The organism is Streptosporangium sp. CA-135522, assembly GCF_050949235.1.
Classification (GTDB): Bacteria; Actinomycetota; Actinomycetes; order Streptosporangiales; family Streptosporangiaceae; genus Streptosporangium.
The window spans coordinates 6,540,216-6,564,098 of sequence record NZ_CP192026.1; the positions used below are offsets into that span (position 1 = coordinate 6,540,216).

At 70.9% G+C, this 23,883-nt stretch carries 19 protein-coding genes and 1 pseudogene; 8 read left to right on the plus strand and 12 right to left on the minus strand.

Annotation, left to right across the window (positions count from 1 at the left end; all coding sequences use genetic code 11):
- Positions 1–2: 2 nt before the first annotated feature.
- The 5 genes from tal to pgl all read left to right on the plus strand — a co-directional run bounded on the left by tal (position 3) and on the right by pgl (position 6,251).
- Positions 3–1,106 carry a transaldolase gene (gene tal / locus ACQPYK_RS31235; RefSeq protein ID WP_433238681.1) on the plus strand — a complete coding sequence of 368 codons (1,104 nt, stop codon included), beginning with the start codon at positions 3–5 and terminating at the stop codon, positions 1,104–1,106.
- Between the two features lie 5 nt (positions 1,107–1,111).
- A complete protein-coding gene (locus ACQPYK_RS31240; RefSeq protein ID WP_433238684.1) occupies positions 1,112–2,740 on the plus strand; it encodes a glucose-6-phosphate isomerase in 1,629 nt (542 codons plus the stop codon).
- Positions 2,741–4,408, plus strand: coding sequence for a glucose-6-phosphate dehydrogenase (gene zwf / locus ACQPYK_RS31245; RefSeq protein WP_433238687.1), 1,668 nt, complete (start codon positions 2,741–2,743; stop codon positions 4,406–4,408).
- Positions 4,409–5,320 carry a glucose-6-phosphate dehydrogenase assembly protein OpcA gene (opcA, locus tag ACQPYK_RS31250; RefSeq protein WP_433238690.1) on the plus strand — a complete coding sequence of 304 codons (912 nt, stop codon included), beginning with the start codon at positions 4,409–4,411 and terminating at the stop codon, positions 5,318–5,320.
- 157 nt (positions 5,321–5,477) lie between these two features.
- Positions 5,478–6,251, plus strand: a complete 774-nt coding sequence (pgl, locus tag ACQPYK_RS31255) for a 6-phosphogluconolactonase (RefSeq protein ID WP_433238693.1) — start codon at positions 5,478–5,480, stop codon at positions 6,249–6,251.
- A gap of 65 nt (positions 6,252–6,316) precedes the next feature.
- Here the strand turns inward: pgl and add are convergent, their stop codons facing one another.
- Complete coding sequence (gene add / locus ACQPYK_RS31260) at positions 6,317–7,345, minus strand: adenosine deaminase (protein WP_433238696.1); 1,029 nt, start codon at positions 7,343–7,345, stop codon at positions 6,317–6,319.
- A 237-nt stretch (positions 7,346–7,582) separates the two neighbouring features.
- Here add and ACQPYK_RS31265 point away from each other — a divergent pair.
- Positions 7,583–8,038, plus strand: a pseudogene (locus ACQPYK_RS31265) (Clp protease N-terminal domain-containing protein); the annotation flags it as partial.
- Positions 8,039–8,250: 212 nt separating this feature from the next.
- On the opposite strand, the gene ACQPYK_RS31270 reads toward ACQPYK_RS31265, so the two are convergent.
- Positions 8,251–9,285: an N-acetyltransferase family protein gene (locus ACQPYK_RS31270; protein ID WP_433238699.1), complete on the minus strand. Its 1,035-nt coding sequence runs from the start codon at positions 9,283–9,285 to the stop codon at positions 8,251–8,253.
- Positions 9,286–9,451: 166 nt separating this feature from the next.
- On the opposite strand from ACQPYK_RS31270, the gene ACQPYK_RS31275 reads away from it, so the two are divergent.
- Positions 9,452–10,852: an NAD(P)/FAD-dependent oxidoreductase gene (locus tag ACQPYK_RS31275; RefSeq protein ID WP_433238702.1), complete on the plus strand. Its 1,401-nt coding sequence runs from the start codon at positions 9,452–9,454 to the stop codon at positions 10,850–10,852.
- Positions 10,853–10,907: 55 nt separating this feature from the next.
- Positions 10,908–12,521 (plus strand): amidohydrolase, encoded by a 1,614-nt coding sequence (locus ACQPYK_RS31280; RefSeq protein ID WP_433238705.1) that lies wholly within the window; start codon positions 10,908–10,910, stop codon positions 12,519–12,521.
- A gap of 88 nt (positions 12,522–12,609) precedes the next feature.
- Here the strand turns inward: ACQPYK_RS31280 and alc are convergent, their stop codons facing one another.
- The 10 genes from alc to ACQPYK_RS31330 all read right to left on the minus strand — a co-directional run bounded on the left by alc (position 12,610) and on the right by ACQPYK_RS31330 (position 23,880).
- A complete protein-coding gene (gene alc / locus ACQPYK_RS31285) occupies positions 12,610–13,773 on the minus strand; it encodes an allantoicase (RefSeq protein WP_433238708.1) in 1,164 nt (387 codons plus the stop codon).
- Entirely contained in the window at positions 13,770–15,110 is a 1,341-nt protein-coding gene (allB, locus tag ACQPYK_RS31290; protein WP_433238711.1) for an allantoinase AllB, read from the minus strand. Before allB ends, alc begins: the two co-directional genes overlap by 4 nt.
- A gap of 28 nt (positions 15,111–15,138) precedes the next feature.
- Positions 15,139–15,915, minus strand: coding sequence for an aspartate/glutamate racemase family protein (locus ACQPYK_RS31295; RefSeq protein ID WP_433238714.1), 777 nt, complete (start codon positions 15,913–15,915; stop codon positions 15,139–15,141).
- Between the two features lie 336 nt (positions 15,916–16,251).
- Entirely contained in the window at positions 16,252–17,703 is a 1,452-nt protein-coding gene (locus tag ACQPYK_RS31300) for an amidohydrolase family protein (RefSeq protein WP_433238717.1), read from the minus strand.
- Positions 17,700–18,485 (minus strand): ABC transporter ATP-binding protein, encoded by a 786-nt coding sequence (locus ACQPYK_RS31305; protein ID WP_433238720.1) that lies wholly within the window; start codon positions 18,483–18,485, stop codon positions 17,700–17,702. Before ACQPYK_RS31305 ends, ACQPYK_RS31300 begins: the two co-directional genes overlap by 4 nt.
- Complete coding sequence (locus tag ACQPYK_RS31310; protein WP_433238723.1) at positions 18,482–19,411, minus strand: ABC transporter ATP-binding protein; 930 nt, start codon at positions 19,409–19,411, stop codon at positions 18,482–18,484. Before ACQPYK_RS31310 ends, ACQPYK_RS31305 begins: the two co-directional genes overlap by 4 nt.
- A complete protein-coding gene (locus ACQPYK_RS31315; RefSeq protein WP_433238726.1) occupies positions 19,408–20,208 on the minus strand; it encodes an ABC transporter permease in 801 nt (266 codons plus the stop codon). The genes ACQPYK_RS31310 and ACQPYK_RS31315 overlap by 4 nt, the downstream gene beginning before the upstream one ends.
- On the minus strand, positions 20,205–21,137 hold the full coding sequence (locus tag ACQPYK_RS31320; RefSeq protein ID WP_433238729.1) for an ABC transporter permease: 933 nt from the start codon (positions 21,135–21,137) through the stop codon (positions 20,205–20,207). Before ACQPYK_RS31320 ends, ACQPYK_RS31315 begins: the two co-directional genes overlap by 4 nt.
- On the minus strand, positions 21,134–22,750 hold the full coding sequence (locus ACQPYK_RS31325; protein ID WP_433238732.1) for an ABC transporter substrate-binding protein: 1,617 nt from the start codon (positions 22,748–22,750) through the stop codon (positions 21,134–21,136). The genes ACQPYK_RS31320 and ACQPYK_RS31325 overlap by 4 nt, the downstream gene beginning before the upstream one ends.
- The gene (locus ACQPYK_RS31330) at positions 22,747–23,880 is read right to left on the minus strand and encodes an amidohydrolase family protein (protein ID WP_433238735.1); all 1,134 of its coding nucleotides are present in this window, start codon (positions 23,878–23,880) and stop codon (positions 22,747–22,749) included. Before ACQPYK_RS31330 ends, ACQPYK_RS31325 begins: the two co-directional genes overlap by 4 nt.
- Between the last annotated feature and the right edge of the window lie 3 nt (positions 23,881–23,883).

A 23,883-nucleotide genomic window follows, 5' to 3' on the forward strand; every position in this document is an offset into this window, starting at 1 on the left:
TCATGAGTGAGATCCTGAAGAGCCTTTCCGGACAGGGCGTTTCCGTCTGGCTGGACGACATCAGCCGCGAGCGCCTGCGCACCGGCAACCTGGAGTCGCTGATCCGCGACAAGCACGTGGTCGGCGTCACCTCCAACCCGACGATCTTCGCCTCGGCGCTGAGCAAGGGCGACGCCTACGACACCCAGCTGCACGACCTGTCGGTGCGCGGCGTGGACGTCGAGGAGGCGGTGCGCGCCATCACCACCTACGACATCCGCTGGGCCGCCGACGTGCTCCGGCCGGTCTACGACGCCACCGGCGGCGTGGACGGCAGGGTCTCGATCGAGGTGGACCCGCGTCTGGCCCGGGAGACGGACAAGACGATCGCCGAGGCGCGCGCGCTGTGGTGGATGGTCGACCGGCCCAACCTGTTCATCAAGATCCCCGCCACGGTCGAGGGTCTGTCCGCGATCACCCAGGCGATCTCCGAGGGCATCAGCGTCAACGTCACGCTGATCTTCTCCCTGGAGCGCTACCGCGCCGTCATGGACGCCTGGCTGACCGGCCTGGAGCGCGCGCAGGCCAACGGCCTGAACCTGGCCGGCATCGAGTCGGTGGCCTCCTTCTTCGTCAGCCGCGTGGACAGCGAGATCGACAAGCGCCTGGAGAAGATCGGTACCCCCGAGGCCAAGGCTCTCAAGGGCAAGGCGGCGGTCGCCAACGCCCGTCTCGCCTTCGCCGCCTTCGAGGACGTGGTCGACTCCCCGCGCTGGCAGGCCCTGGCCGCGGCCGGAGCGCGCCCGCAGCGCCCGCTGTGGGCCTCCACCGGCACCAAGGACCCGAGCTACCCCGACACCCTCTACGTCGACGAGCTGGTCACGACGGGCACGGTCAACACGATGCCGGAGAAGACCCTCGACGCCGTGGCCGACCACAGCCGGATCACCGGCGACACCATCCGCCCCCACTACGAGGACGCCTGGAACACCATGGCCGCCCTCAAGGAGGCCGGTATCGACTACGACGACGTGGTGAAGGTGCTGGAGGAGGAGGGCGTGGAGAAGTTCGAAGCGTCCTGGAAAGAACTCCTGGCCACCGTCTCCGCCGAGCTGCGGAAGGCGTGAAGCACATGTCAGTGTCCGTGACGTTCGGCGAGGAGAAACTGGCCGAGCAGGCCGCGGAGACGGCCGGGCGGCTCGTCTCCGAAGGGGTCCACGAGGCCCTCGCCGCCGGCGACCCCACCCTGTGGGGCCCGGACGCCCAGCCCGAGGCGACGGTCCGCCTCGGCTGGCTCAACCTCCCGCACACCAGCAGGGAGCTGCTGCCCGAGATCGGCAAGCTCGTCGAGCGGGCCCGCGCGCAGGGTCTGGACCACGTGGTCCTGGCCGGCATGGGCGGCTCCTCGCTCGCCCCGGAGGTCATCACCACCTCCGCCGACGTGCCGCTGACCGTGCTCGACACCACCGATCCCGGTCAGGTGCGCCGGGCGCTCGACGACCGGCTGGACCGCACGATCCTGGTGGTCGCCAGCAAGAGCGGCGGCACGGTCGAGACCGACAGCCACCGGCGGATCTACGAGAAGGCCTTCCGCGACGCGGGGATCGACCCGGCCGAGCGGATCGTCGTGGTCACCGACCCGGGCTCGCCGCTGGAGCAGAGCGCCATCGAGGCGGGCTACCAGGTCATCCTGGCCGACCCCAACGTGGGCGGCCGCTACAGCGCCCTGACGGCGTTCGGCCTGGTGCCCAGCGCGCTGGCCGGGGCCGACGTCAAGCAGCTGCTCGACGACGCGGCCGCCGTGCAGCCGCTGCTCTCGCAGGCCGAGGGCAACCCCGGCCTCGACCTCGGCGCCGCCCTCGGCGCCGCCGCGGTCTCCGGTCGCGACAAGCTCGTGCTCGAGGACGGCCTGTCGGAGATCAACGGCCTGCCCGACTGGATCGAGCAGCTCGTCGCCGAGTCCACCGGCAAGAGCGGCAAGGGCATCCTGCCGGTCGTCGGTGCCGAGCCGGGCGAGGCCGAGGACGAGCTGGTCGCCGGGATCGACACCGGCGGCGCGCTGACCGTCAGCGGTCCGCTGGGCGCGCAGTTCCTCGTCTGGGAGTACGCCACCGCCATCGCCGGCCGGGTCCTCGGCATCGACCCGTTCAACCAGCCGAACGTGGCCGAGTCCAAGGAGAACACCGGCAACCTGCTGGCCCGGCCGGAGCTGCCGACCGGCACGCCGATCCTGGTCGACGGCCCCGTCGAGGTGTACGGCGAGCTGCCCGGCCCGGAGGTCCCCAAGGACCTGTCGGGGGTGTTCACCCAGCTGCTGGAGGCCGTTCCCGCCGACGGCTACCTCGCGATCATGGCCTACCTCGACCGGGAGGCGGCCTTCGACGCCCCTCACGCGGAAGGCGCCTCGTTCGAGGAGATGACCGATGCGTGGAGCGCGGCCGACCCGGCCACGCTGCGCGCGCAGCTCGCGGTGCGGACCGAGCGGCCGATCACCTTCGGGTGGGGCCCCCGGTTCCTGCACTCCACCGGCCAGTATCACAAGGGCGGCCCGCAGAACGGCGTGTTCCTGCAGATCACCGGCGCCGTGGAGGAGGACGTCGAGGTGCCCGGCAAGCCGTACACGCTGGGCCGCCTCCAGCTCGCGCAGGCTCTGGGAGACCAGGGCGCGCTGGCCAAGCGCGGGCGTCCCACCGTACGGCTGCACCTGACCGATCGCGCGGCCGGGGTGGCACGTCTGCTCGCCGCGGCGCGGGAGGTCTGAATGAGCAAGGAACGCCCCGTGGTGCAGGCCGATGTGACCCAGGTCGACGCCTCGCACACCGACGGCGTACCCCCCGCAGGGCCGCACGCCGAGGAGTCGGTGAGCGTCGCCTCGGCGGCCGCGACCGCCGCCACCACCGACGAGGTGGTGGCCGCCAACCCACTGCGCGATCCGCGTGACAAGCGCCTGCCGCGGGTGGCGGGGCCGTGCGTGCTGGTGCTGTTCGGCGTGACCGGTGACCTGGCGCGCAAGAAGCTGCTGCCGGCGATCTACGACCTGGCGAACCGGGGGCTGCTGCCCCCGGGCTTCTCCCTGGTCGGCTTCGCCCGCCGCGACTGGCAGGACCAGGACTTCGCGCAGCTCACCCATGACGCCGTCAAGGAGCACGCCCGCACGCCCTTCCGCGAGGAGGTCTGGAAGCAGCTGTCGGAGGGCATCTTCTTCTGCCCGGGAGAGTTCACCGACGACGGCGCGTTCGACGCGCTGGCCATGATGCTCAAGGAGATCGACCAGACCCGGGGCACCGGCGGCAACTACGGCTTCTACCTCTCGGTGCCGCCGAAGTTCTTCCCGGTCGTGGTCGAGCAGCTCAAGCGGACCGAGCTGGCGCACGGTCCCGAGGGGTCCTGGCGCCGGGTGGTGATCGAGAAGCCCTTCGGGCACGACCTGAAGAGCGCCCAGGATCTCAACGCGATCACCAGCGCGGTCTTCCCGGAGAGTTCGGTGTTCCGCATCGACCACTACCTGGGCAAGGAGACCGTCCAGAACATCCTGGCGCTGCGCTTCGCCAACAACCTGTTCGAGCCGATCTGGAACCGGAGCTACGTCGACCACGTCCAGATCACGATGGCCGAGGACATCGGCATCGGCGGCCGGGCGGGTTACTACGACGGCATCGGCGCGGCCCGTGACGTGATCCAGAACCACCTGCTGCAGCTCCTGGCGCTGGTGGCGATGGAGGACCCGACCTCGTTCGAGGCCAACTCGTTGCGCAGGGAGAAGGAGAAGGTCCTCAAGGCGGTACGGCTGCCGCAGGACCTGGCCGACTCCACCGCGCGCGGCCGTTACGGGCCGGGCTGGCAGGGCGGCGAGCCGGTCGTCGGTTACACGCAGGAGGACGGCATCCCACCGGACTCCATCACCGAGACCTACGCCGCCATCAAGCTGGAGATCGCCAACCGCCGCTGGGCCGGGGTGCCGTTCTACCTACGCACCGGCAAGCGGCTGAGCCGCCGGGTGACGGAGGTGGCCGTGGTGTTCCAGCGCGCGCCGCACCTGCCGTTCAGCAAGGACGACACCGAGATCCTGGGGCAGAACGCCCTGGTCATCCGGGTCCAGCCGGACGAGGGCATCACGGTGCGGTTCGGTTCGAAGGTGCCCGGCACCGCCATGGAGGTCAGGGACGTCTCGATGGACTTCGCCTACGGCGAGTCGTTCATGGAGTCCTCCCCCGAGGCCTATGAGCGGCTGCTGCTGGATGTGCTGATCGGCGACCCGCCGCTCTTCCCCCACCAGCGCGAGGTCGAGCTGTCGTGGAAGATCCTCGACCCCATCGAGGAGTTCTGGACCTCCCAGGGACCGCCGCAGGAATATCCGTCGGGCACGTGGGGTCCCAAGTCGGCCGACGAGATGATGGCCCGCGACGGACGCGCTTGGAGGAGGCTGTAGATGGCGAGCTTCATGCTCAGCGACACGACCGCGTCGAAGATCTCCTCACAGCTCACCCATCTGCGCCACCAGATGGGCACCCCCGCGGTCGGCATGGTGCTGACCCTGGTGGTGGTCAGTGACGAGAGCAACCAGTACGACGCGGTCCGCGCCGCGACCGAGGCGGCCAGGGAGCACCCCTCCCGGATACTGGTCGTCATCCCCCGCGACCCGAAGGAGCCGAACCGGCTCGACGCCGAGTTGCGCTTCGGCGAGTCGACCCCGGGCGAGGTGATCCTGCTGCGCCTGTACGGCGAGCTCACCGAGCACGCCGATTCTGTGGTCGGCCCGCTGCTGCTCACCGACACCCCGGTGGTGGCCTGGTGGCCGGGCGCCTGCCCGGCGGTGCCGGCCAAGGACTCGATCGGCATGCTCGCCCAGCGCCGCATCGTCGACGCGCGGTCGGCGGCGGACTCGGTGCAGGCGATCACCAGCCGGGCCGGCGGATACGTCCCCGGTGACACCGACCTGGCCTGGACCCGGCTGACGTCGTGGCGGAGCCTGCTGGCCGCCGCGTTCGACCAGCCGGCGGGCAAGGTCAAGAAGGGTGTCGTGGAGGCCGTGCCGGACCACGCCAGCGCCCTGCTGCTGGCGGCCTGGCTCAGCGAGCGTCTCGGCGCCCAGGTGAAGGTCGTCGACTCGCAGGGCCCCGGCCTGACCGCGGTCAAGCTGGCCACGTCCGACGGTGAGATCGCCATCAGCCGTGGCGACGGCCGTCTGGCCACACTGGCCCGTCCGGGCCAGCCGGACCGTCATGTCGCCCTGACCCGTCGCCCGACGTCGGAGCTGCTCGCCGAGGAGCTGCGCCGTCTGGACCCTGACGAGATCTACGAGGCGGCGATCCGGCGACTCGCCCGGGCGCGCAAGTCCTGACCCGGGAGCGCCCCGCGGCCTGCCGCGGGGCGCTCTGTCGTAGAGATCCCGTCGGGCGCGCGAAGCCCGCCGGCCGTCAAAAGCCCATCAGTCTTGAAAAGCCCATCAGTCGTAAAAGCCCGTTGGTCCTCGAAAGCCCGTTGAAAGAGAAGTCCTCGTGAGCGTTCCCAACGTGATCGTCCATCGCGACGCCGACATGCTCGCCAAGGCCGCCGCCGCCCGGGTGATCACCCGCACCGTCGACGCGCAGTCGGGCAAGGGCTCGGCCTCGCTGGTGCTCACCGGCGGCACCATCGGCATCGCCACTTTGGCCGAGATCGCCGCCAACCCGGCTCGCGACGCCATTGACTGGCGCAATCTGGACATCTGGTGGGGTGACGAGCGTTTCCTGCCCTCCGGCCACCCCGAACGCAACGAGACCGGCGCGCGCAAGGCCCTCCTGGACCACGTCGACGTCGATCCCGACCGTGTCCACGTGATGCGCGGCCCCGACTCGGGCATGACCGCCGAGGAGTCGGCCGAGGCGTACGCCGAGGAGCTCCGCAAGGCGGCGCGCCCCGAGGACCACGGGCCGGCGCCGTCGTTCGATGTGATGATGCTGGGCATGGGCCCGGACAGCCACGTGGCGTCGCTGTTTCCGGGCATGCCCGCGCTGTACGAGACACGGCCGGTGGTCGCGGTGCACGGCGCGCCGAAGCCGCCGCCCACCCGTATCTCCCTCACGCTCCCGGTCATCCAGGCCTCGCGCGAGGTCTGGCTGATCGCCGCCGGTGAGGAGAAGGCGGGAGCCGTACGGCTGGCGCTGTCGGACTCGGGGCCGGTGCAGGTGCCGGCGGCCGGTGCCCGCGGACGCCAGCGGACGCTGTTCCTGCTGGACAGGGCAGCGGCCTCGAAGATCCCCTCGTCCCTGAGCCGGCCCTCCTCCCCCTGATCCGGTGAGGGGCGCCGAATCCCCGATCCGTGAACCTCTGACCCGCGCGGCTCCGGCTGCGCGGGTCAGTGCGTTCGTGGGGCCTCGCCCAGCGCGTCGATCTCGGCGAGAATCGTCTGCCGTCCCCGCTGATCCAGGCAGGAGGCGTTGACGGCGTTGCGGGCCAGTGCCGTCAACGCCGGGCGGTCCAGGCCGAAGACCTCGGCGGCCACCTGATACTCGTTGCTGAGGGTGGTGGCGAACATGGGCGGGTCGTCGCTGTTCAGCGTGACGAACAGGCCTTCCTCCAACAGGCGCGGGAGGGGGTGTTCCTTGATGTGGGCGACCTGGCCGGTGCACACGTTGGAGGTGGGGCAGACCTCCAGGGGGATCTGCTCCTCGCGCAGGCGGGCGACCAGGCGGGGGTCGGCGAGGCAGGCGATGCCGTGACCGATCCGTTCGGCTCCCAGACCGTCGAGAACCTCCCAGATGGTCTCCGGGCCGGACATCTCACCCCCGTGCGGCAGGCTGCGCAGCCCGGCGGCAGTGGCCGCACGGAAGGCGTCCCGGAAAGCGTCGCGATACTTCGGTCGTTCCTGTTCGATGCCGGCCAGACCAAAACCTACCAATGCTTGGGGAGGTTCTTGGAGCGCGTGGTCCAGGGTAGCCCGGGCGGCCTCGGTTCCGTACTCGCCGGGGATGTCGAAGATGTAGCCGAGGCGGACGCCGTGCTCGGCGAGGGCGGCGCGGGCGGCCAGGTCGAGCGCCTCGGTGACCGCGCGCATGGGCATGCCCATGACGTGGTGGGAGTAGGGGGTGACGGTCAGCTCGACGTAGCGCACGTTCTGCGCGGCCAAGTCCCGCGCCAGGCCGCCCACCAGTGTCGCCACGTCCTCGGGATCGCGGACCAGGGCGTTGACCGCCCCGTAGACCTCGGCGAAGTGCGGGAAGTCGCGGAAGAGGTAGAACTCGCGCAGTTCCTCCTCCGTGGTGGGCACCGGGCCGCCGGGGTGGCGCCGGGAGAGCTCCAGCACGGTGGGAACGGAGGCGGAGCCGATCAGGTGAACGTGCAGCTCGACCTTGGGGAGCGCGTCGATGAAGGCGTCGATCGTCATGCGGCGACCCTACGCACGCCGCCTGGGCACCCGATAGAGATAGGGCGCTAATCTCACACAAGAATGTTAGATTAACGCCATTCGTAGCACCCATGTCGGCGAACCAGGCGCCGAAGGCGGCCGGTTGCTCAGCGCTTCGGGGCCGGAAAGGAATTCCCCGGCGCATGTCACCCTCTTATCGGGAAACCTGGCGCATAGTGGGTGCAAAGGACTCGGCATCCCTCACGGAGGCCACTCGTGTTCGAGCGCTTCACAGATCGTGCCCGCCGTGTCGTGGTCGTGGCCCAGGAGGAGGCCCGGCGGCTCAACCACAACCACATCGGCACCGAGCACATCCTGCTCGGCCTGCTCGGGGAGGAGGACGGCGTCGCCGGCCGGACCCTGCACGCCTGCGGCGTCCACCGCGCGCAGGTGCGCAACGACCTCCAAGAGATCATCGGTCCGGGTGACGGCATCCCACCCGACCACATCCCGTTCACCCCACGGGCCAAGAAGGTGCTGGAGCTGTCCCTGCGGGAGGCCCTCAACCTGCACCACGGCTACATCGGCACCGAACACATCCTGCTCGGCCTGATCCGTGAGGGGGCGGGCCTCGCGGTCCAGGTGCTCACCAAGCGAGGGGTGCGCCTGGAGGCCCTACGCGCCCAGGTGATCACGCTCATCGGGCGGCGCGGTCCCGAACGCCCCCTCACCGTGGAGGAGGGCGTCTACGGGCTCGGGCCCTCGGCCGGTGCGAAGCTGGAGCGGATCCAGGAGAGTCTCGACCGGATCGAGCGCCGGCTGGACGCCATGGGCGCTCCCGCGGACCCGGGCACGCCCGACGAGGAGAGATGACGAGGAGCAATGCGGCCTCCCCGGTTCGGGGCCCCTGAGTGATCTCGAACCGGGGAGGCCGGGTGATGGGTTCAACTCGGGGATGCCGTCGCCATCACTCCCACGGCCAGCCTGGCTTCCACCACGCCGGGGTCCTCGGTGTGGTTCAGGGTCGCGCCCAGCGAGACCAGGAGCCTGCGCATGCGCGCGTTGTCGGAGAGCAGGGTGGCCCTGACCTCGGCGAAACCCAGATCGCGGGCCTCGGCGACGACCATCCTGGCCAGCGCCGCGCCCAGGCCCCGGCCCTGCCAGCGGTCCTCGACCAGGAAGGCCATCTCGGCGATGCCGGGGTCGGGGGTGAACATCAGGTTGGCCAGCGCCACCACCTGGCCGTCGTGCCCGGCGACCAGCGAGTGACCGCGGGTGCGGTCGCAGAGCCGGTCGAAGACGCGCGGCGGCAGCATGGGCATGGAGGTGAAGTAGCGGAAGCGGCGCGCCTCGGGTGAGCAGCGGTCGTGCAGGTCCCTGACGGCCTCGCGGTAGAGCTGCGTCAGCGGGCGGACCTGGGTCTCGACGCCGTCGGACAGCTTGACGACCCGCTCGGCGCCCGCCGGCTGGTGGGGCGAGGGCTGGGCCAGCCGCACGAAGGAGGCGGCCCGGGCGGCCTCGGTCAGGGTGAAGGGCAGTTCCGCCCGGCGCAGCCGGATGGAGCGGCGTGGGGCCACCGGCACGGTCAGCAGCGTCGGGTCCGGCAGATCGCTCATGTCCGAACCGTAGACCCAGCGGGAGTCCTCGGCGCGCAGCAGCTCCCCCAGCAACTCGGGGAGCCGCCAGGGCATCGCGCGCAGCCGGGAGGCGAGCAGGAGGGCACGAGTGGGCTCGTCGGTGAGCTGGTGGGCGGTGGCGGCGACCACCTGGACCCGGCGCCCGCCGGCCGCCTCCAACGCCTCGCGCACGGCCTCGGGACCGGCGGGGATCTCCGCCACGAACTCGTCCACGGTGCCGTCCGTGTCGGACTGGACGCTCAGGCCCAGGATGTTGCCGCCCTTGTCCGCGAGCGCCGCGGCCAGCATGGCAAGGCGCCCCGGCCGCTCGTCCACCGTTGTACGAATCCTCAGAAACCCCATCAGAACGCTCCTTCCATCAGGCACAGCATGGCGCGGCCCTGTTACAGGACTGCTACACACGGGTGAGCCCGTCGTTACGTCTGAGAAGATCACTCATGACGCGGTTCTACAACGGTTTCCGTTGGAAGGTGCACCACAATTGACGGATATAGCAGGATATGGGGCCATGAACGCGCGTGTTCCCCTGGCTGGGGATTTCGTCAATGGAGATGTCTCCTTCTGGTACCGCTCCCTCGGCATCCCCACGGCCGGCGACCCCCTCGACGGCGACCGCGAGGCCGACGTCGTGATCATCGGCGCCGGCTACACCGGCCTGTGGACCGCCTACTACCTGAAGAAGGCCAGCCCGAGCCTGCGGGTCGTGGTGCTGGAGAAGGAGTTCGCCGGCTACGGGGCCTCCGGCCGCAACGGCGGCTGGCTGGTCGGCGAGCTCGCCGGCACCCCCGAGCGGTACGCCAAGACGCATGGCGCGACGGCGGCCAAGCGGTTCCAGCGGGTGATGTTCGAGTCGATCGACGAGGTCATCGCGGTCGCCGAGGGCGAGGGCATCGACGCCGACATCGTCAAGGGCGGCGTCACCACGGTGGCCACCAACGCCGCCCAGGATCGGCGGCTGCGTCAGCTGCTCGCCCACGAACGCCACTGGGGCTGGACCGAGGAGGACGTCCGGCTGCTGGACCCGGCCGAGCGGGAGAGCCGCCTGAGGGTCGACGGCGCGGTCAGCGCGATCTGGAGCCCGCATTGCGCCCGGATCCAGCCCGCCAAGCTGGCCCGAGGGCTGGCCGAGAGCGTGCGGGACCTGGGAGTGGAGGTCTTCGAACGCACCCCGGTCACCGAGATCGCCCCGCGCGAGGCCCGCACGCCGTACGGCACGGTCCGCGCCGACTACGTCATCCGCGCCACCGAGGGCTTCACCGCCGAGCTGAAGCAGTACCACCGCGCCTGGCTGCCGATGAACAGCTCGATGATCGTCACCGAGCCGCTCGGCGAGCTGTGGGACGCGATCGGCTGGGAGGGCTGCGAGCTGCTCGGCGACATGGCGCACTACTACATGTACGCCCAGCGCACCGCCGACGGCCGGATCGCCTTCGGCGGGCGCGGCAAGCCCTACCTGTACGGTTCCCGCGTCGACGACCGGGGCCGTACCCACGAATGGACCATCGAGGCGCTGTGGGAGCTGCTGACCGGCATGTTCCCCGCGCTGAAGGCCTCCAGGGTGGCGCACGCCTGGTCCGGGGTGCTCGGCGTGCCGCGCGACTGGTGCGCCACCGTGCACGTCGACCAGGCCACCGGCATCGGCTGGGCGGGCGGCTACACCGGCCACGGGGTGACCACCGCCAACCTGGCCGGCCGCACCCTGCGCGACCTGATCCTGCGCGAGGACACGGAGTTGACCTCGCTGCCCTGGGTGGGCCGCAAGGTGCGGGGCTGGGAGGTGGAACCGCTGCGGTGGATCGGCGTGCACACCATGTACGACCTGTACCGGCGGGCCGACGCGAGGGAGAAGGGCGGCCTCGGCCGCACCTCCGTCCTGGCGCGCGTCGCCGACTCCATCACCGGACGCTAAGGAGAACCATGACCCACCTGTCCGACGCCTTCCTCCGCGCCTCAGCGGTGATCGGGTGAGCGACATCCTTTTCCGCGGCGGCCGGGCGTTCCTCGCCGCCGACGTCTTCGCCGAGGCGGTGCTGGTCCGCGACGGCCGGATCGCCGCCGTGGGCACCGAGACCGATGTCCTACGGCGGGCGACCCCCGGCCACGAGACCGTCGACCTCGACGGCGGACTGCTGACCCCCGGCTTCACCGACGCCCACATCCACCCGGTGCAGGCCGGCCTGGAACGGACCAAGTGCGATCTGGCCGAGGTCTACGGCCTGCCGGAGTATCTGGAGCGGGTCGCCGCCTACGCGCGGGCGAACCCCGACCACGAGTGGATCGACGGCGGCGGCTGGGACATGGCGGCCTTCCCCGGCGGCCTGCCGCACCGCTCCCAGCTCGACTTCGTCGAGCGCCCGGCCTATCTGATCCAGCGTGACCACCACGCCGCCTGGGTCAACACCCGGGCGCTGGAGCTGGCCGGGATCACCCGCGACACCCCCGACCCGGCCGACGGCCGGATCGAGCGCGACGCGGACGGCACGCCGAGCGGCGTGCTGCACGAGGGCGCGATGGACCTGGTCGGCCTGCTCACCCCGCGCCCGACCGCGGACGACCAGGCGGCGGCGCTGCTCTCGGCGCAGTCCTACCTGTTCTCCCGGGGCATCACCGGCTGGCAGGACGCCATCGTCGGCTCTTACGCGGGCTCCGACGACCAGTTGCCCACCTACGTCGCGGCCGCCGCCTCCGGGGCGCTGAAGGCCCGGGTGGTGGGCGCGCTGTGGTGGGACCGCACGCGGGGCGCCGAGCAGATAGAGGAGCTGATCGCGCGGCGCGAGTCGGCCCGGGGGCTGGAGCGCTTCAGCGCCGGCTCGGTGAAGATCATGCAGGACGGCATCGCCGAGAACTTCACCGCCGCCGTGATCGAGCCCTACTGCCGCTGCGGCGGCACCGGCCTGTCCTACGTCGATCCCGCACTGCTGAAGGACTATGTCGCCGAGCTGGACCGGCACGGCTTCCAGGTGCACTTCCACGCGATCGGCGAGCGGGCGGTGCGCGAGGCGCTGGACAGCTTCACCGGAACCGACCCGGCCAACCGGCACCACATCGCGCACCTGCAGATCATCGAGCCGTCCGACGTGCCGCGCTTCGCCGCCCTCGGCGTGACGGCCAACCTGCAGCCGCTGTGGGCCACCCACCACGCCCAGATGGACGAGCTGACGATCCCGTTCCTGGGCGACGAGCGCTCGGCCTGGCAGTATCCGTTCGCCGACCTGCTGGCCCACGGCACCCGCTTCTGCGCGGGCAGTGACTGGCCCGTCTCCAACGCCGACCCGATCCAGGGCATGCACGTGGCGGTCAACCGCACCGAGCCGGGCGGCTCGGTGCACGCCGGCTACCCGACGGCGCAGACCCCGTTCCTGCCCGGCCAGAGCCTGGACCTGGCCACCGCGCTGACCGCCTACACCGCGGGCTCGGCCTGGATCAACCACGACGACGACGCGGGCACCATCACCCCGGGAAACCGCGCCGACCTGGTGGTGCTGGACCGCGACCCGTTCGCCGAGCCCCAGGGCGAGATCTGGCGGACCGAGGTGGCGATGACGTTCGTCGGCGGTGAGCTCGTCCACCGCCGCTGACCTGCCCCGCCCTCAGCCCGGCACCGCGTGCCGAACCGGTCGCCTCGCTGCCGAACCGGTCGCCTCGGCAGCGAGGCGACCGGGAGGATCACGGAGCTCGGACGCCCCCCAGCAAGGTGGACAGCACCGTCAAGGGCAGTGTGCCGCCGGCGGTGAACGGCCGTCGGCGCAGGAGGTCCTCGGCGCTCTCCGGGGTGACGCCGGCCTCGCCGAGAACCTGGGCGGCGTGTTCGGCGGGGAGCAGATCGAGCCAGCGGAGCACGGCCGCGCGGTGGGCGTCGGCGATCAGCTCACCATGCACCCGGAGCCTGGCCAGGCCGCCGTCGGGGAAGACGTCCAGCCGGACGTGCGTCGCGGGCGTGGCCGCCACCGGGCGGAAGAAGTGCCGGGTGTCCGGCTGCAGCCGCGTCTTCGGAAGCAGGTCGAACCAGTGCGCGTTCTCGCCCGGACGGTCGCCCTCGGCGTCGGCCCCGCGTAGTGCGGCCCAGCCGGCCGCGTTGCCGACGAAGTACGACGTGTCGATCTCGACCCTGCGGATCCGGCCACGGGCCGCCAGCCTGACCGTCACGTGGTCGTTGCCGTCGTCGCGGCGGCGGGCGTTCTCCCAGCCGTCGCCCATGATCCTGGCCCTGCCGGGCAGCAGCAACTGCACCGGCGCGGAGTAGAACGTGTTCGAGCAGTCCACCACGTCGCCGCCGTACTCCAGCGCCGCCAGGTCGATCGTGCCGTCCATGAACCGTGGGTCCGGCACAGGCTCACCGTGCACCCGGAAGCGGGCCACCCCGCCGTCGGGGTAGATGCTCAGCCGGACATGCGTCCAGCGCCGCCGGTCCGCCACCTCGAACGGGTTGCCGGTGTCGCCCTCGATCGCGGCCTTCTCGACGATCGTCTCCCAGCTCGCCCGCTCCAGCTCGGACGGTGACGGCGTTCCTTCGACGCTGGTCGCCTCCACCGAGGCGTACGGCGGATAGTTGCCCCTGAACCAGGCGGTGTCGATCACCACGCCGTGCACCACACCCGGTACGCCGAGCCGGACGATCGCGTGGTCGTTCCCGGGCTCGCGACGACGACGGGTCTCCCAGCCGTCGTACACCTTGCCCTTGTGGCCGAAGTCCTCCGCCGAGAACACCGGCGGCTCAGGCTTGATCAGGTTCTCCCGCTCGGCGAACGACTCGTCGTTGGCGTGCACCACGCTACCGGCCAGCGCACGCGAGGCCAGGTCCGGAAACCGGGTGAAACCGTCGATGCTCATGCCCCTCCTCGGTTGAGCAGCCGGCCCCGCGGCGGGCTGTCGATGTCGATCGGTACGCCGCGCAGCCAGCTGCCGCGGACCACACCCGCAAGCGGCCGGCCGTGGTACGGCGTCACCGGGTTGCGGTGGTGCAGCCGCTCCTTTTCGACCACGAACACCTGGTCGGGTGCGAACACGCAGAAGTCGGCCTGGTAGCCCGTCGCGATCCGGCCCTTGCGCGACAGCCCCGCCTGCTCCGCCGGGCGTTCGGCCATCCAGCGCACCACGTCGGCCAGCGCGTGACCGCGACGCCGGGCCTCGGTCCACACCGCCGGCAGGCCGAGCTGCAGCGACGCGATACCGCCCCAGGCGACGCCGAAGTCACCGATGTCGAACCGCTTGAGTTCCGGTGTGCACGGCGAGTGGTCGGACACCACGCAGTCGATCGTGCCGTCGGCGAGCCCTTGCCAGAGCAGCTCGCGGTTCGCCGCCTCGCGGATCGGCGGGCAGCATTTGAACTGGGTGGCGCCCTCGGCGATCTCCTCCGCGCTGAACGTCAGATAGTGCGGGCAGGTCTCCACGGTGAGCCGGACGCCGTCGCGCCGGGCCGACCGGATCATCGGCAGCGCGTCCGAACTGGACAGGTGCAGGATGTGCACCCGGCAGCCGGTCCGGCGGGCCAGCTCGATCACCTGTGCGATCGCGCGGTTCTCCGCCTCCCGTGGCCTGGACCGCAGGAAGTCCCCGTAGCCTGCGCCGTGCGCGGCCGGCGCGTGCTCGATCACGTGCGGGTCCTCGGCGTGCACGATCATCAGTGCGTCGAACGATCCGATCTCCCACAGCGCGTCCACCAGTTCGCCCGGCTCCAGGTGCCGGAACTCGTCCACGCCGGAGTGCAGCAGGAAGCACTTGAACCCGAACACGCCCGCGTCGTGCAGCCCGCGCAGGTCGCGCAGATTGCCCGGTACGGCGCCGCCCCAGAAGCCGACGTCGACGTACACCTGCCCCTGAGCGGTCCTCCACTTCGTCCGCAGCGCCGCGACGTCGGTGGTCGGCGGGACGCTGTTCAGCGGCATGTCGATGATCGTCGTGACGCCGCCGGCCGCGGCCGCCCGGGTGGCGCTCTCGAAGCCCTCCCACTCCGTCCGGCCGGGGTCGTTCACGTGCACGTGGCTGTCCACGAGGCCGGGCAGCAGCACCTCGTCGTCGCCGAGCTCGACGACTTCGGCGGCCTCCAGATCCGCCTCCAGCGGCTCCACCGCGGTCACCATCCCGTCCCGTACGCCGATGCTGCGCGCCACCTCTCCGGCTGCGGTGATCACTCGGCGGGCTTTGATCAGCACGTCCAGCTCGGCCATCGACCGGCACCTCCTGTCGTTACGTCGCTCACCGCGACCTCGGCTCATCGCGCCGCCCGGTCGAGGCGGCGGCGTGCGGGAATCCGCCGGCGATCGGCCAGCCGGTCACGGTCTTGGACCGGGGCGTCGCGTAGGTGCGCACCTTGCTGGTGGTGAGGCCGAGCCGGACGAGTCCTTCGGCGAGGGCGACCGAGGCGGCGACGCCGTCGACGACGGGTACCCCGGTGGCGGCAGTGATCTTCCGGTCGAGGCCGGCCATTCCGCCGCAGCCAAGACAGATCACCTCGGCCCGGTCGTCGACGACGGCTTTGCGGGCCTCGGCGACGATCGCGTCGACGGCCCGGCCGGGGTTCCCGTCGAGCTCCAGGACCGACAGCCCGCTGGCCCGGATGGACGCGCACCGGCCGGCCAGCCCGGCGAGCCGCAGCCTGTCCTCGATCTGCGCCACGGAGCGCTCCAGCGTCGTGACGACCGAGTACGTCCGGCCGATCAGCATCGCGACCTGCGCGGCCGCCTCGGTGATGTCCACCACGGGTACGTCGAGCAGTTCCTGCAGGCCCTCCCGGCCATGCTCGCCGTACCCGGCCTGGATCACCGCGTCGTACGGCTCGTCGTACCGGACGACCCGGTCCATCACGGCGACCGCCGCCAGGTAGCTCTCGAAGTTGCCCTCCACCGACTCCGGCCCGAACGACGGGGTGAGCCCGACGATCTCGACGCCCGGCGACGCGTACGCCGCGGCCTGCGCGCGGATCGTGTCGGTCATCGACGCGGTGGTGTTCACATTCACGATCAGGATGCGCATCTCGGTCCATCCGTCCGGCCGGCGTCGCCACGCACCGCGCCGGCCGCGCCGGCCCGCCGGCCGCAGACGCGACCGCGGCATCGGCCGATGCGGGCCGCGGCGACTTCCCGGGCCGAGAACCTGAACGTCATCGTCACGATGCCCCTGCCTGTCGATCTGCCTGTCGATCTGTCTGTCGATCTGTCTGTCGATTTCACTGTTCGGAACCGCTGCGGCAGATCGGCGCACGCCCGGCGGAGTCGTCATCCGCCTACCGGCACGGCCGCCCGTACCGGTAGGCGCGACGTGACACGGCGGCGAGGCCGGCACAGCCGCCGGCCCGGCACACGCCGTCCGCTACGTGCCTCGAACCTCTCGGAAGGACGCGGGGAACAACACCGCCGGATCGCGACGCATGTGGTCACGCGCGGAGTAAGCGGCCTTCATCGTCTCGAAGTAGGTCTGCGCGCGCGAGCGCATCGTCGCCTCGTGCACCCCCGGGATCACCCGGTCACGCATCACCACCCGCCCGTCGATCACCACGGTGTCCACGTCCGTACCCGAGCAGTTCATCAACAACGTCCTGATCGGATCGTCCACGGGGCCGGTGTGCGGGCCGGAGAGCCCCACCACGACCAGGTCGGCCTTGGCGCCCGGGGCAAGCCGGCCCAGATCGTCCCGGCCCAGCGCGCGGGCACCGCCCAGCGTGGCGGCCCGGTAGTAGTCGGCCGCCGATCCCGCGTCCAGCCGTCCGGTGACCAGCTTGGCCAGGTTGTTGCCATAGTCCATGTTGCGGATCATGTCGGGTGGGAAGGAGTCGGTGCCCAGCGCCACGTTCACCCCGGCCGCCCGGTAACGGTCGAAGTCGCGGAGCGCGTCGCCGTACCTGACCATGGTCAGGGGGCAGTGCACGATCCCGGCCAGCGCCGCCAGCCGGTCCGGTGATCCCTCGAACGGCGTGTCGGGATCACCGAGGTACAGGGCGTGCGGGATCAGCAGCCGGGGGCCGAGCAGTCCGGCTTCCGCCAGCACGTCCAGCGGGTGCCGGCCGTACCACTCGCGCAGCAACCGCAGCTCCGTCAGCCCCTGCATGCAGTGCAGGCGCACCGGGCAGCCCAGTTCCCCAGCGGCTTGGGCGGTGGCGCGCAGCAGGTCGAGGGTGACGGTCTCGATGCGGCAGGGCAGCAGCGCCCCACGAATCCTGCCGTCGAAGGCACCGTCGAAATCCCGGACGAAACGGACCGCGTCCGCCAATCCTTCCGCTCCGAGCGCGATCTCCCAGTGCACGTCCCTGGTGCCGTCGGCGCGCACCACGGGAACGCCGGAGCGGTAGGACGGCCCCAGGTACATGCGCAGGCCGAGCCGTCCGGCGATCTCCACGACGCCGGCGAGCTCCTCGTACGACTCCGCCCAGGCGCTGTGCGTCTCGGCGGCGATCGGCATCGCGGTGGTGACGCCGTTGCGGATGAGCTGGGTGAGCGCGTACTCCCGCATGAAGAGCGTCTCCTCCGGCGGGAAGACGGCGCGGCGCCGGGTGACCGCGTAGTCCTGCGACCAGACCAGCCCACGGGAATCGGCGTGCCAGGTGTCGAGGATGGCGTGGTCGATGTCCGCCAGCGCGTCCAGATCGATGAAGCCCGGCCCGACGATCGCCTCCCCGGCGTCGATCACCTCGTCGATCGGGCCGTCGTAGGAGCGACCGACGAAGACGATCCGGTCGCCGTCGTAGACGACGCACGCGTCACGGTGGACGACGTGGTCGTCGCCATCGAAGCCGATGACGAACGACGCCTTGACGAGGGTGCTCACTGTGCTCCTCTCCTGGTCGGCTTCCAGCCGGGCCGGGGCACCGCGGCCAGCAGGGCTCTGGTGTAGTCCTCCCGCGGCTCGCGCAACAGGGCGCGGGTGGTTCCTCCCTCCACGACGCGGCCGTGACGCATCACGATGGCCGTGTCGCTGATCTGGTTGACCACGGCCAGGTCGTGGGAGATGAAGACGTAGCTGATCGACCGCTGCTCGCGGATGTCGGCGAGCAGGTTGAGGATCTGCGCCTGGATCGAGACGTCAAGCGCGGCCACCGCCTCGTCCAGTACCAGCACGCGTGGCTCCACGGCCAGGGCGCGGGCGATGGCCACGCGCTGGCGCTGCCCTCCGGACAGCTGCCTGGGCAGCATCGCGGCGTGGCGTTCGGCCAGGCCCACGGACTCCAGCAGGTTCAGTGCCTTTTCCCGTCGCTCGGCGGGGGTGAGCGGAAAGTGCAGGGCCAGGCTCGTCTCGATGACGTCGCCGACGCGCTGGAGTTTGTCCAGCGAGGAATAGGGGTCCTGGAAGACGATCTGGATCTCTCTTGCCCGCCTGCGCCGCTCCGCGGCCGACGCCCGGCCGGGGAGACGCGGACGCCCGCAAACGCTGATCGTTCCGCTGGTGGGCGTCTCCAGGCCGAGCAGCATGCGGGCGACCGTGGTCTTCCCGGACCCCGACTCTCCCACGATGGCCAGAGACTCCCCCTCGGCCACGGTGAAGGAGACCTCGTCGACCGCGGTGGCGGCGCCGTACACCCTCCGCAACCGCTCCGCCTCGATCACGATCATGCCGGCTCCTCCACTCGCAGGCAGGCGACCCCGTGGGTGGACGCGGGCCGCGTCTGGTGGCAGCGCGGTTCGGCCAGGTCACATCGTGGCGCGAACGCGCAGCCCGCCTCGGCTTCGAAGGCCGCCACGGGCCGTCCGGGGATCACCGGCAGCCGGTGGACGGCCTCCTCCAGGCCGGGTCGCGATCTCATGAGCCCGCGCGTGTAGGGGTGACGCGGCGGACCGTCGAGGTCCTCCACGATCCGGCCCGCGTACATCACCGCCAGCCGGTCACACGTCGCGGCGGCCAACTCCAGGTCGTGGGTGATCAACAACATGGCCATGCCGCGCTCGCGGCGCAGTTCGTCCAGGATGGCCATGACCTCCGACTGGGTGGTCACGTCCAGTGCGGTGGTCGGCTCGTCGGCCAGCACCAGGTCAGGTTCGACGGCCAGCACGGAGGCGATCATGACGCGCTGGAGCAGGCCGCCGGACAGCTCGTGGGGGTGCTGGCGCAGCCGCCGCTCGCCGTCGGTGATGCCGACCTCGTGAAGGAGCCGTACGGCTCGCGCCGACGCCTGCCGTACCGGCATCCCCAGATTGTGGACCATGGCCTCGGTGAGGAAGTCGCCGACGCTGCGGACGGGATTGATGTGCGCCCGCGGATCCTGGAATATCATCGCGATCCGCTTGGCCCGCAGCCGCCGCAGCGCCCCGCCCGAGGGCACCTCGGCGCCGTCGAAGAAAACCTTCCCGGTCATGCGGGCGCCCGGCGGGGTGAGACCGATGATCGCCCGGGCGGTCATCGACTTGCCCGACCCCGACTCCCCCACCAGCCCGACGGCCTCTCCCGGGCCGATGGTCAGGTCCACCTGCTCCACCAGCGTCCGCCAGCCACGTTCGTACGGCACGGCCAGGCCGAACCTTTCCATGATCAATAGACTCATGACTGCCTCCCCAGGCGATCGCCCAACAGGTTCACCGCGGCTACCACCAGCGCGATCAGCAGGCCCGCGCTCAGTGCCTCCAGCGGCTGGCCTCGCATGGCACTGTCCAGGCCGCTCTTGACCATCAGCCCCCAGTCGGCCGTGGGAGGCTGCACGCCCAGCCCGAGGAAGGAAACCGCCGCCACGTCGATCACCGCGAATCCGAGTGCGGAGACCGACTGGGCGACGATGATCGGCCGTAGGTTGGGCAGCAGGTGGTGAAGGCAGATGGCGGGCGCGGAACGGCCCTGCACCCAGGCCGCGGCCACGTACGGCAGGCGGCGCTCACGCAGCGCCGCGCCCCGCACCACGCGAGCCACGTACGGGGTGTAGGCAACGGCCAGACCGATCACCACGCCGGGGATGCCGGGACCGAAGACGGCCACGGTGACCAGTGCGAAAACGATGCCGGGCACGGCGAACAGCACATCCAGCAGGCGGGAGATGACCGCGTCGACCTTGCCGCCCGCCCAGGCGGCGGTGATCGCCAGCGTGGTGCCCGCGAGGCCGGCGATGCAGATCACCAGCACCGGAGCGAGCAGCGTGGTCCGCGCGCCGTACATCAGCCTGGACAGCACGTCCCTGCCCAGGGCGTCGCCTCCCAGCGGATGCGCGAGGGAGCCGCCGGCCAGCGCGTTGAACAGGTCGGGCAGGTCGGGGTCGTGGGGAGCGAGCAGCGGCGCGAGCAGGGTGATCGTCACGATGGCGGCCAGGAGGACGGCGGCGACACAGCCCAGGCCGCCCAGACGGCGGATCACTGCCGTGACAGGCGCGGGTCGAGAGCGGAGTAGCACAGGTCCACCACCAGATTGATCAGGACGAAGGCGGCGACGAGCACGAGCACCACCGCCTGGACGATCGCGAAGTCGCGTTGCAGGATCGCGCGGACGAACAACGAGCCGAGCCCGTCCAGGGCGAAGATGCTCTCCACCACGACCGAGCCCGCGATCAGCCCGGCGACGTTCAGTCCGGTCACGGTCACCACCGGGATCGCCGCATTGCGCAGCACGTGCCTGCGTACGATGTGCCCCTCGGCCAGGCCACGGCTGCGAGCGGTCTCCACGTGCTCCCGGCCCAGTTCCTCGTACACCGAGGCGCGAGTGATGCGGGCGAGGAACGCGGCGCTGGCCAGGCTGAGCGTTATCGCGGGAAGCGTGAGGTGATGGATCCGATCGCCCAGTCCGCTACCGGGTCCGAAGACCGGGAACCAGCCCAGACCCAGCGCGAAGACGATGACGAGGATCACCCCGACCACGAACGGCGGCGTGGCCAGGAAGACCGAGGAGATCAGGCCGACCGCGCCGTCGACCTTGCCGCCGCGCAGCCCGGCCAGCAGACCCATCGCCACCCCCCCGGCCACGATCAGCAGCGTCGCGTAGACGACCAGGAAGACGGTCGTCGTCGATCGGGAGGCCATCAGCGCGGAGACGTCCTGCCGATAGACCAGGGAGGTACCGAAGTCGCCGGTCACCGCGTCGCGCAGCCATGCTGCGTAGCGCACCGGGAACGGATCGTCCAGGTGGTACTGCGCGCGGATGGCCGCGATCTGCTCGGGGGTGCCGCTGCGGTTGCCGAGCAGGAACGCCATCGGGCCGCCGGGCACCAGGTAGAGCAGGCCGTAGACCAGGAAGGAGGCGACCAGCAGGACCGCGATCAGCCCTGCCAGTCGTTTCGCCAGGAACTTCATCGCGCACCGAGCCCCGCGGCCCACGGGTAGTACAGGTAGGGGAAGGAGGCGACGGCTCCGGTCACCCGATTGTTCGTGTAGAGGATCACCGGCAGGTTGTTCAGCGGCATCCACGGCACGTCGGCGGTGACCTTCTGCTGGATCGTCGTCACCAACGCCGCCCGCTCCGCCTCGTCGTAGGCCGCCCGCGCTTTCCTGACGTCGGCGTCCACGGCCGCGTAGCCGTTGAAGTTGGTGCGCCCGCCGTCCAGGAAGACGGTGTAGACGTCAAGCGGGTCGGGCACGTTGCCGTACCAGGTGGAGAAGAAGGCGTCGACGCCCTCGCGGGCCTTGGGGTCGCTGTAGAGGTTTCCGTACTGCTCGACCGGGATCACCTTGATCTCGATCTTCAGGCCGAGCGCCTCGCCGGTCGCCTTGATCAGGTTGGCGGTCTGCTCGTGGACGGCCGAGCTGCCCTGGATCCCGATGGTGACGGTCTGGGTCGGCGAGCCGGCTTCGGTGAGCAGCTGCATGGCCTTGGCCAGGTCGGGTGTCTCCGGAGGGATCGCCTCGTAGGCCTTCTGAAAGGCCTCCCGCTGGTATCCCCAGTACTCGGTGCCTGCCAGGGTCCGCTGCGGCATCGCCGTACCCTGGAAGACCACCTTGGAGATGGCCGCCCGGTCCAGCGCCAGCGACAGGGCCTGGCGGACCTTCGGATCGGCGTAGGGGCCGGACTTGGCGGCGCCCAGCAGAGTCCAGAAGGTCAGCGACTTGCCGAGCGTGACCGAGCCGGTCGCGGACTGCCGGAGCCGGCCGAGCCCCGCGGGAGGCAGGTAGAAGTACTGCCCGTCCACCTCGCCGGAGCGCAGCGCGTTGACCGCGGTGGTCTCGTCGGCGATGAACCGGAAGACCAGCTCCTTGGTCTTGGCCCGCAACGCGGGGTCCCAGTATGCGTCGTTGCGCTTGAGCGTCAGCGAATCCCCGGACTTCCAGCTCCCGTACGTGTAGGGGCCGGTGCACATCACACCGGCGGCCGGCGAGCCCAGGTCTTTCTTCTTGGCGTGGTCGGCCGAGACGATCGCGCCCGCCGCGGTGGCCATCGCCTGGTTGAACAGCACGTCGGGCTGCTTCAGCGCGACGGTGACCTGCATCTTCCCCGTCGCCTTGATCGACTCCACGGTCTGGAAGTAGTCACCCCACCAGGTGCCGAGCGCGGGATCGAGGTGGCGGTTGAGGCTGGCCGCGACGTCCTCGGCGGTCAGCGACTCGCCGTTCCAGAACTTCACGCCTTCGCGGATCGTGTAGACCCACGTGGTCGGGGTGGGGTTGTCGGCCTTCACCGCCAGGCCGGGCTCGATGCCGAAGTCGGGGGTCAGCCGCAGCAGGCTCTCGCACATGTTGGCCAGCACGGTGTTCTCGGCGTAGTTGAACGACCTGATCGGGTCGAGCGTCTGCGGCTCGTACGGCAGGTTCCACGTCACCTTGTCCAGTTCCCCGGTGGCCGGGGCGGTGACGGTTTTGAACTCCAGCTTGGGCGGTTCGGTCGCCCCCTGCTGCCGGGGCGACGCGGTCTGCTGCGCGCAGGAGGTCAGGGCCAGCGCGAGGGCGGCCAGGGGTACGGCACGGCGGATCATCGGTAGGACCTTTCGAGTACGCGTCCGTTGCGGACGACGAACTGGGGGATCGGCTTGTCCACGACGGCCTGGGCCACGGACTCGGCACGGACCAGGAGGAAGTCGGCGGGATCGCCGGGCTGGAGCCGGGCCCGCTCCAGGCCCAGCAGCGCGGCGCCCCCGTGCGCCGCCGTCGCGTAGCACGCTGCCAGTTCCTCGTCGGTGCGGGCGTCGGTGCGATAGGCGAGGAGATGGGCGCGGCTGATCATGTCGCCGTCTCCGAACGGAGTCCACGGATCCCGCACCCCGTCGGATCCGAGGCCGACGAGCACACCGGCTTCGAGCAGCGGCCCGACCGGCAGGACCGGGTCCGCGCCGAGCGCGCAGGTGGTCAGCGCGACCCGCGCTTCGGCCAGCGTCTCGGCGAGGTCCTCCCGGTCGGCCAGGCAGAAGGCGTGGCTGATCGTGGTCGGCACGCCGCTGGACTTCGCTCTGCGGGCGATCTCCAGTACTTGCGCGACCCCCTGCTCACCTCCGTCGTGCAGGTGGATGTCAACGGGTACGGTGTGCCGCTCGGCCATGCCGTACAGCAGGTCGAGGTGTCCGTGCAGGTCGCCGTCCACACCCACGGGATCGAGTCCGCCGAGGATGTCCGCGCCCTCCTTCAGCGACCGCTCCATCAGCTGCGCCGTACCCGGCATCGACAGCAGTCCGAGCTGGGGGAAGGCGACGATCTGGACGTCGAGCAGGTCCTCACGCGCCTGGGCCGCCTCCCGCACGCCGTGCACGTTGCTCAGCTCGTACACCGGGGCGACGTCCACGTGTGCCCGCCACCCTCGCGTACCGTGCGCGATCGCCTGGTCCATCAGCGCCCCGGCCCGCTCGGCCACCGGTGCCGTCATCTCCGCCCGCGCCGCGACGTCGCCATCGATCAGCTCGCGCAGCGTCCGGGCCGGGGTACGGCTCAGCCAGGGCTGACCCCAGGTGGTCTTGTCCGGGTGGATGTGCGCGTCGACCGGGGCGGGCAGGACGAGCAACCCACCCGCCTCCACCACCTCGCATCCTTCGGCTCTGTGCTCCAGGGGAACGATGCGGCCGTCTTCGACCAGGACATCGTGGGGGCGAACATCGGTGAACAGAGTTTGAGCCATACC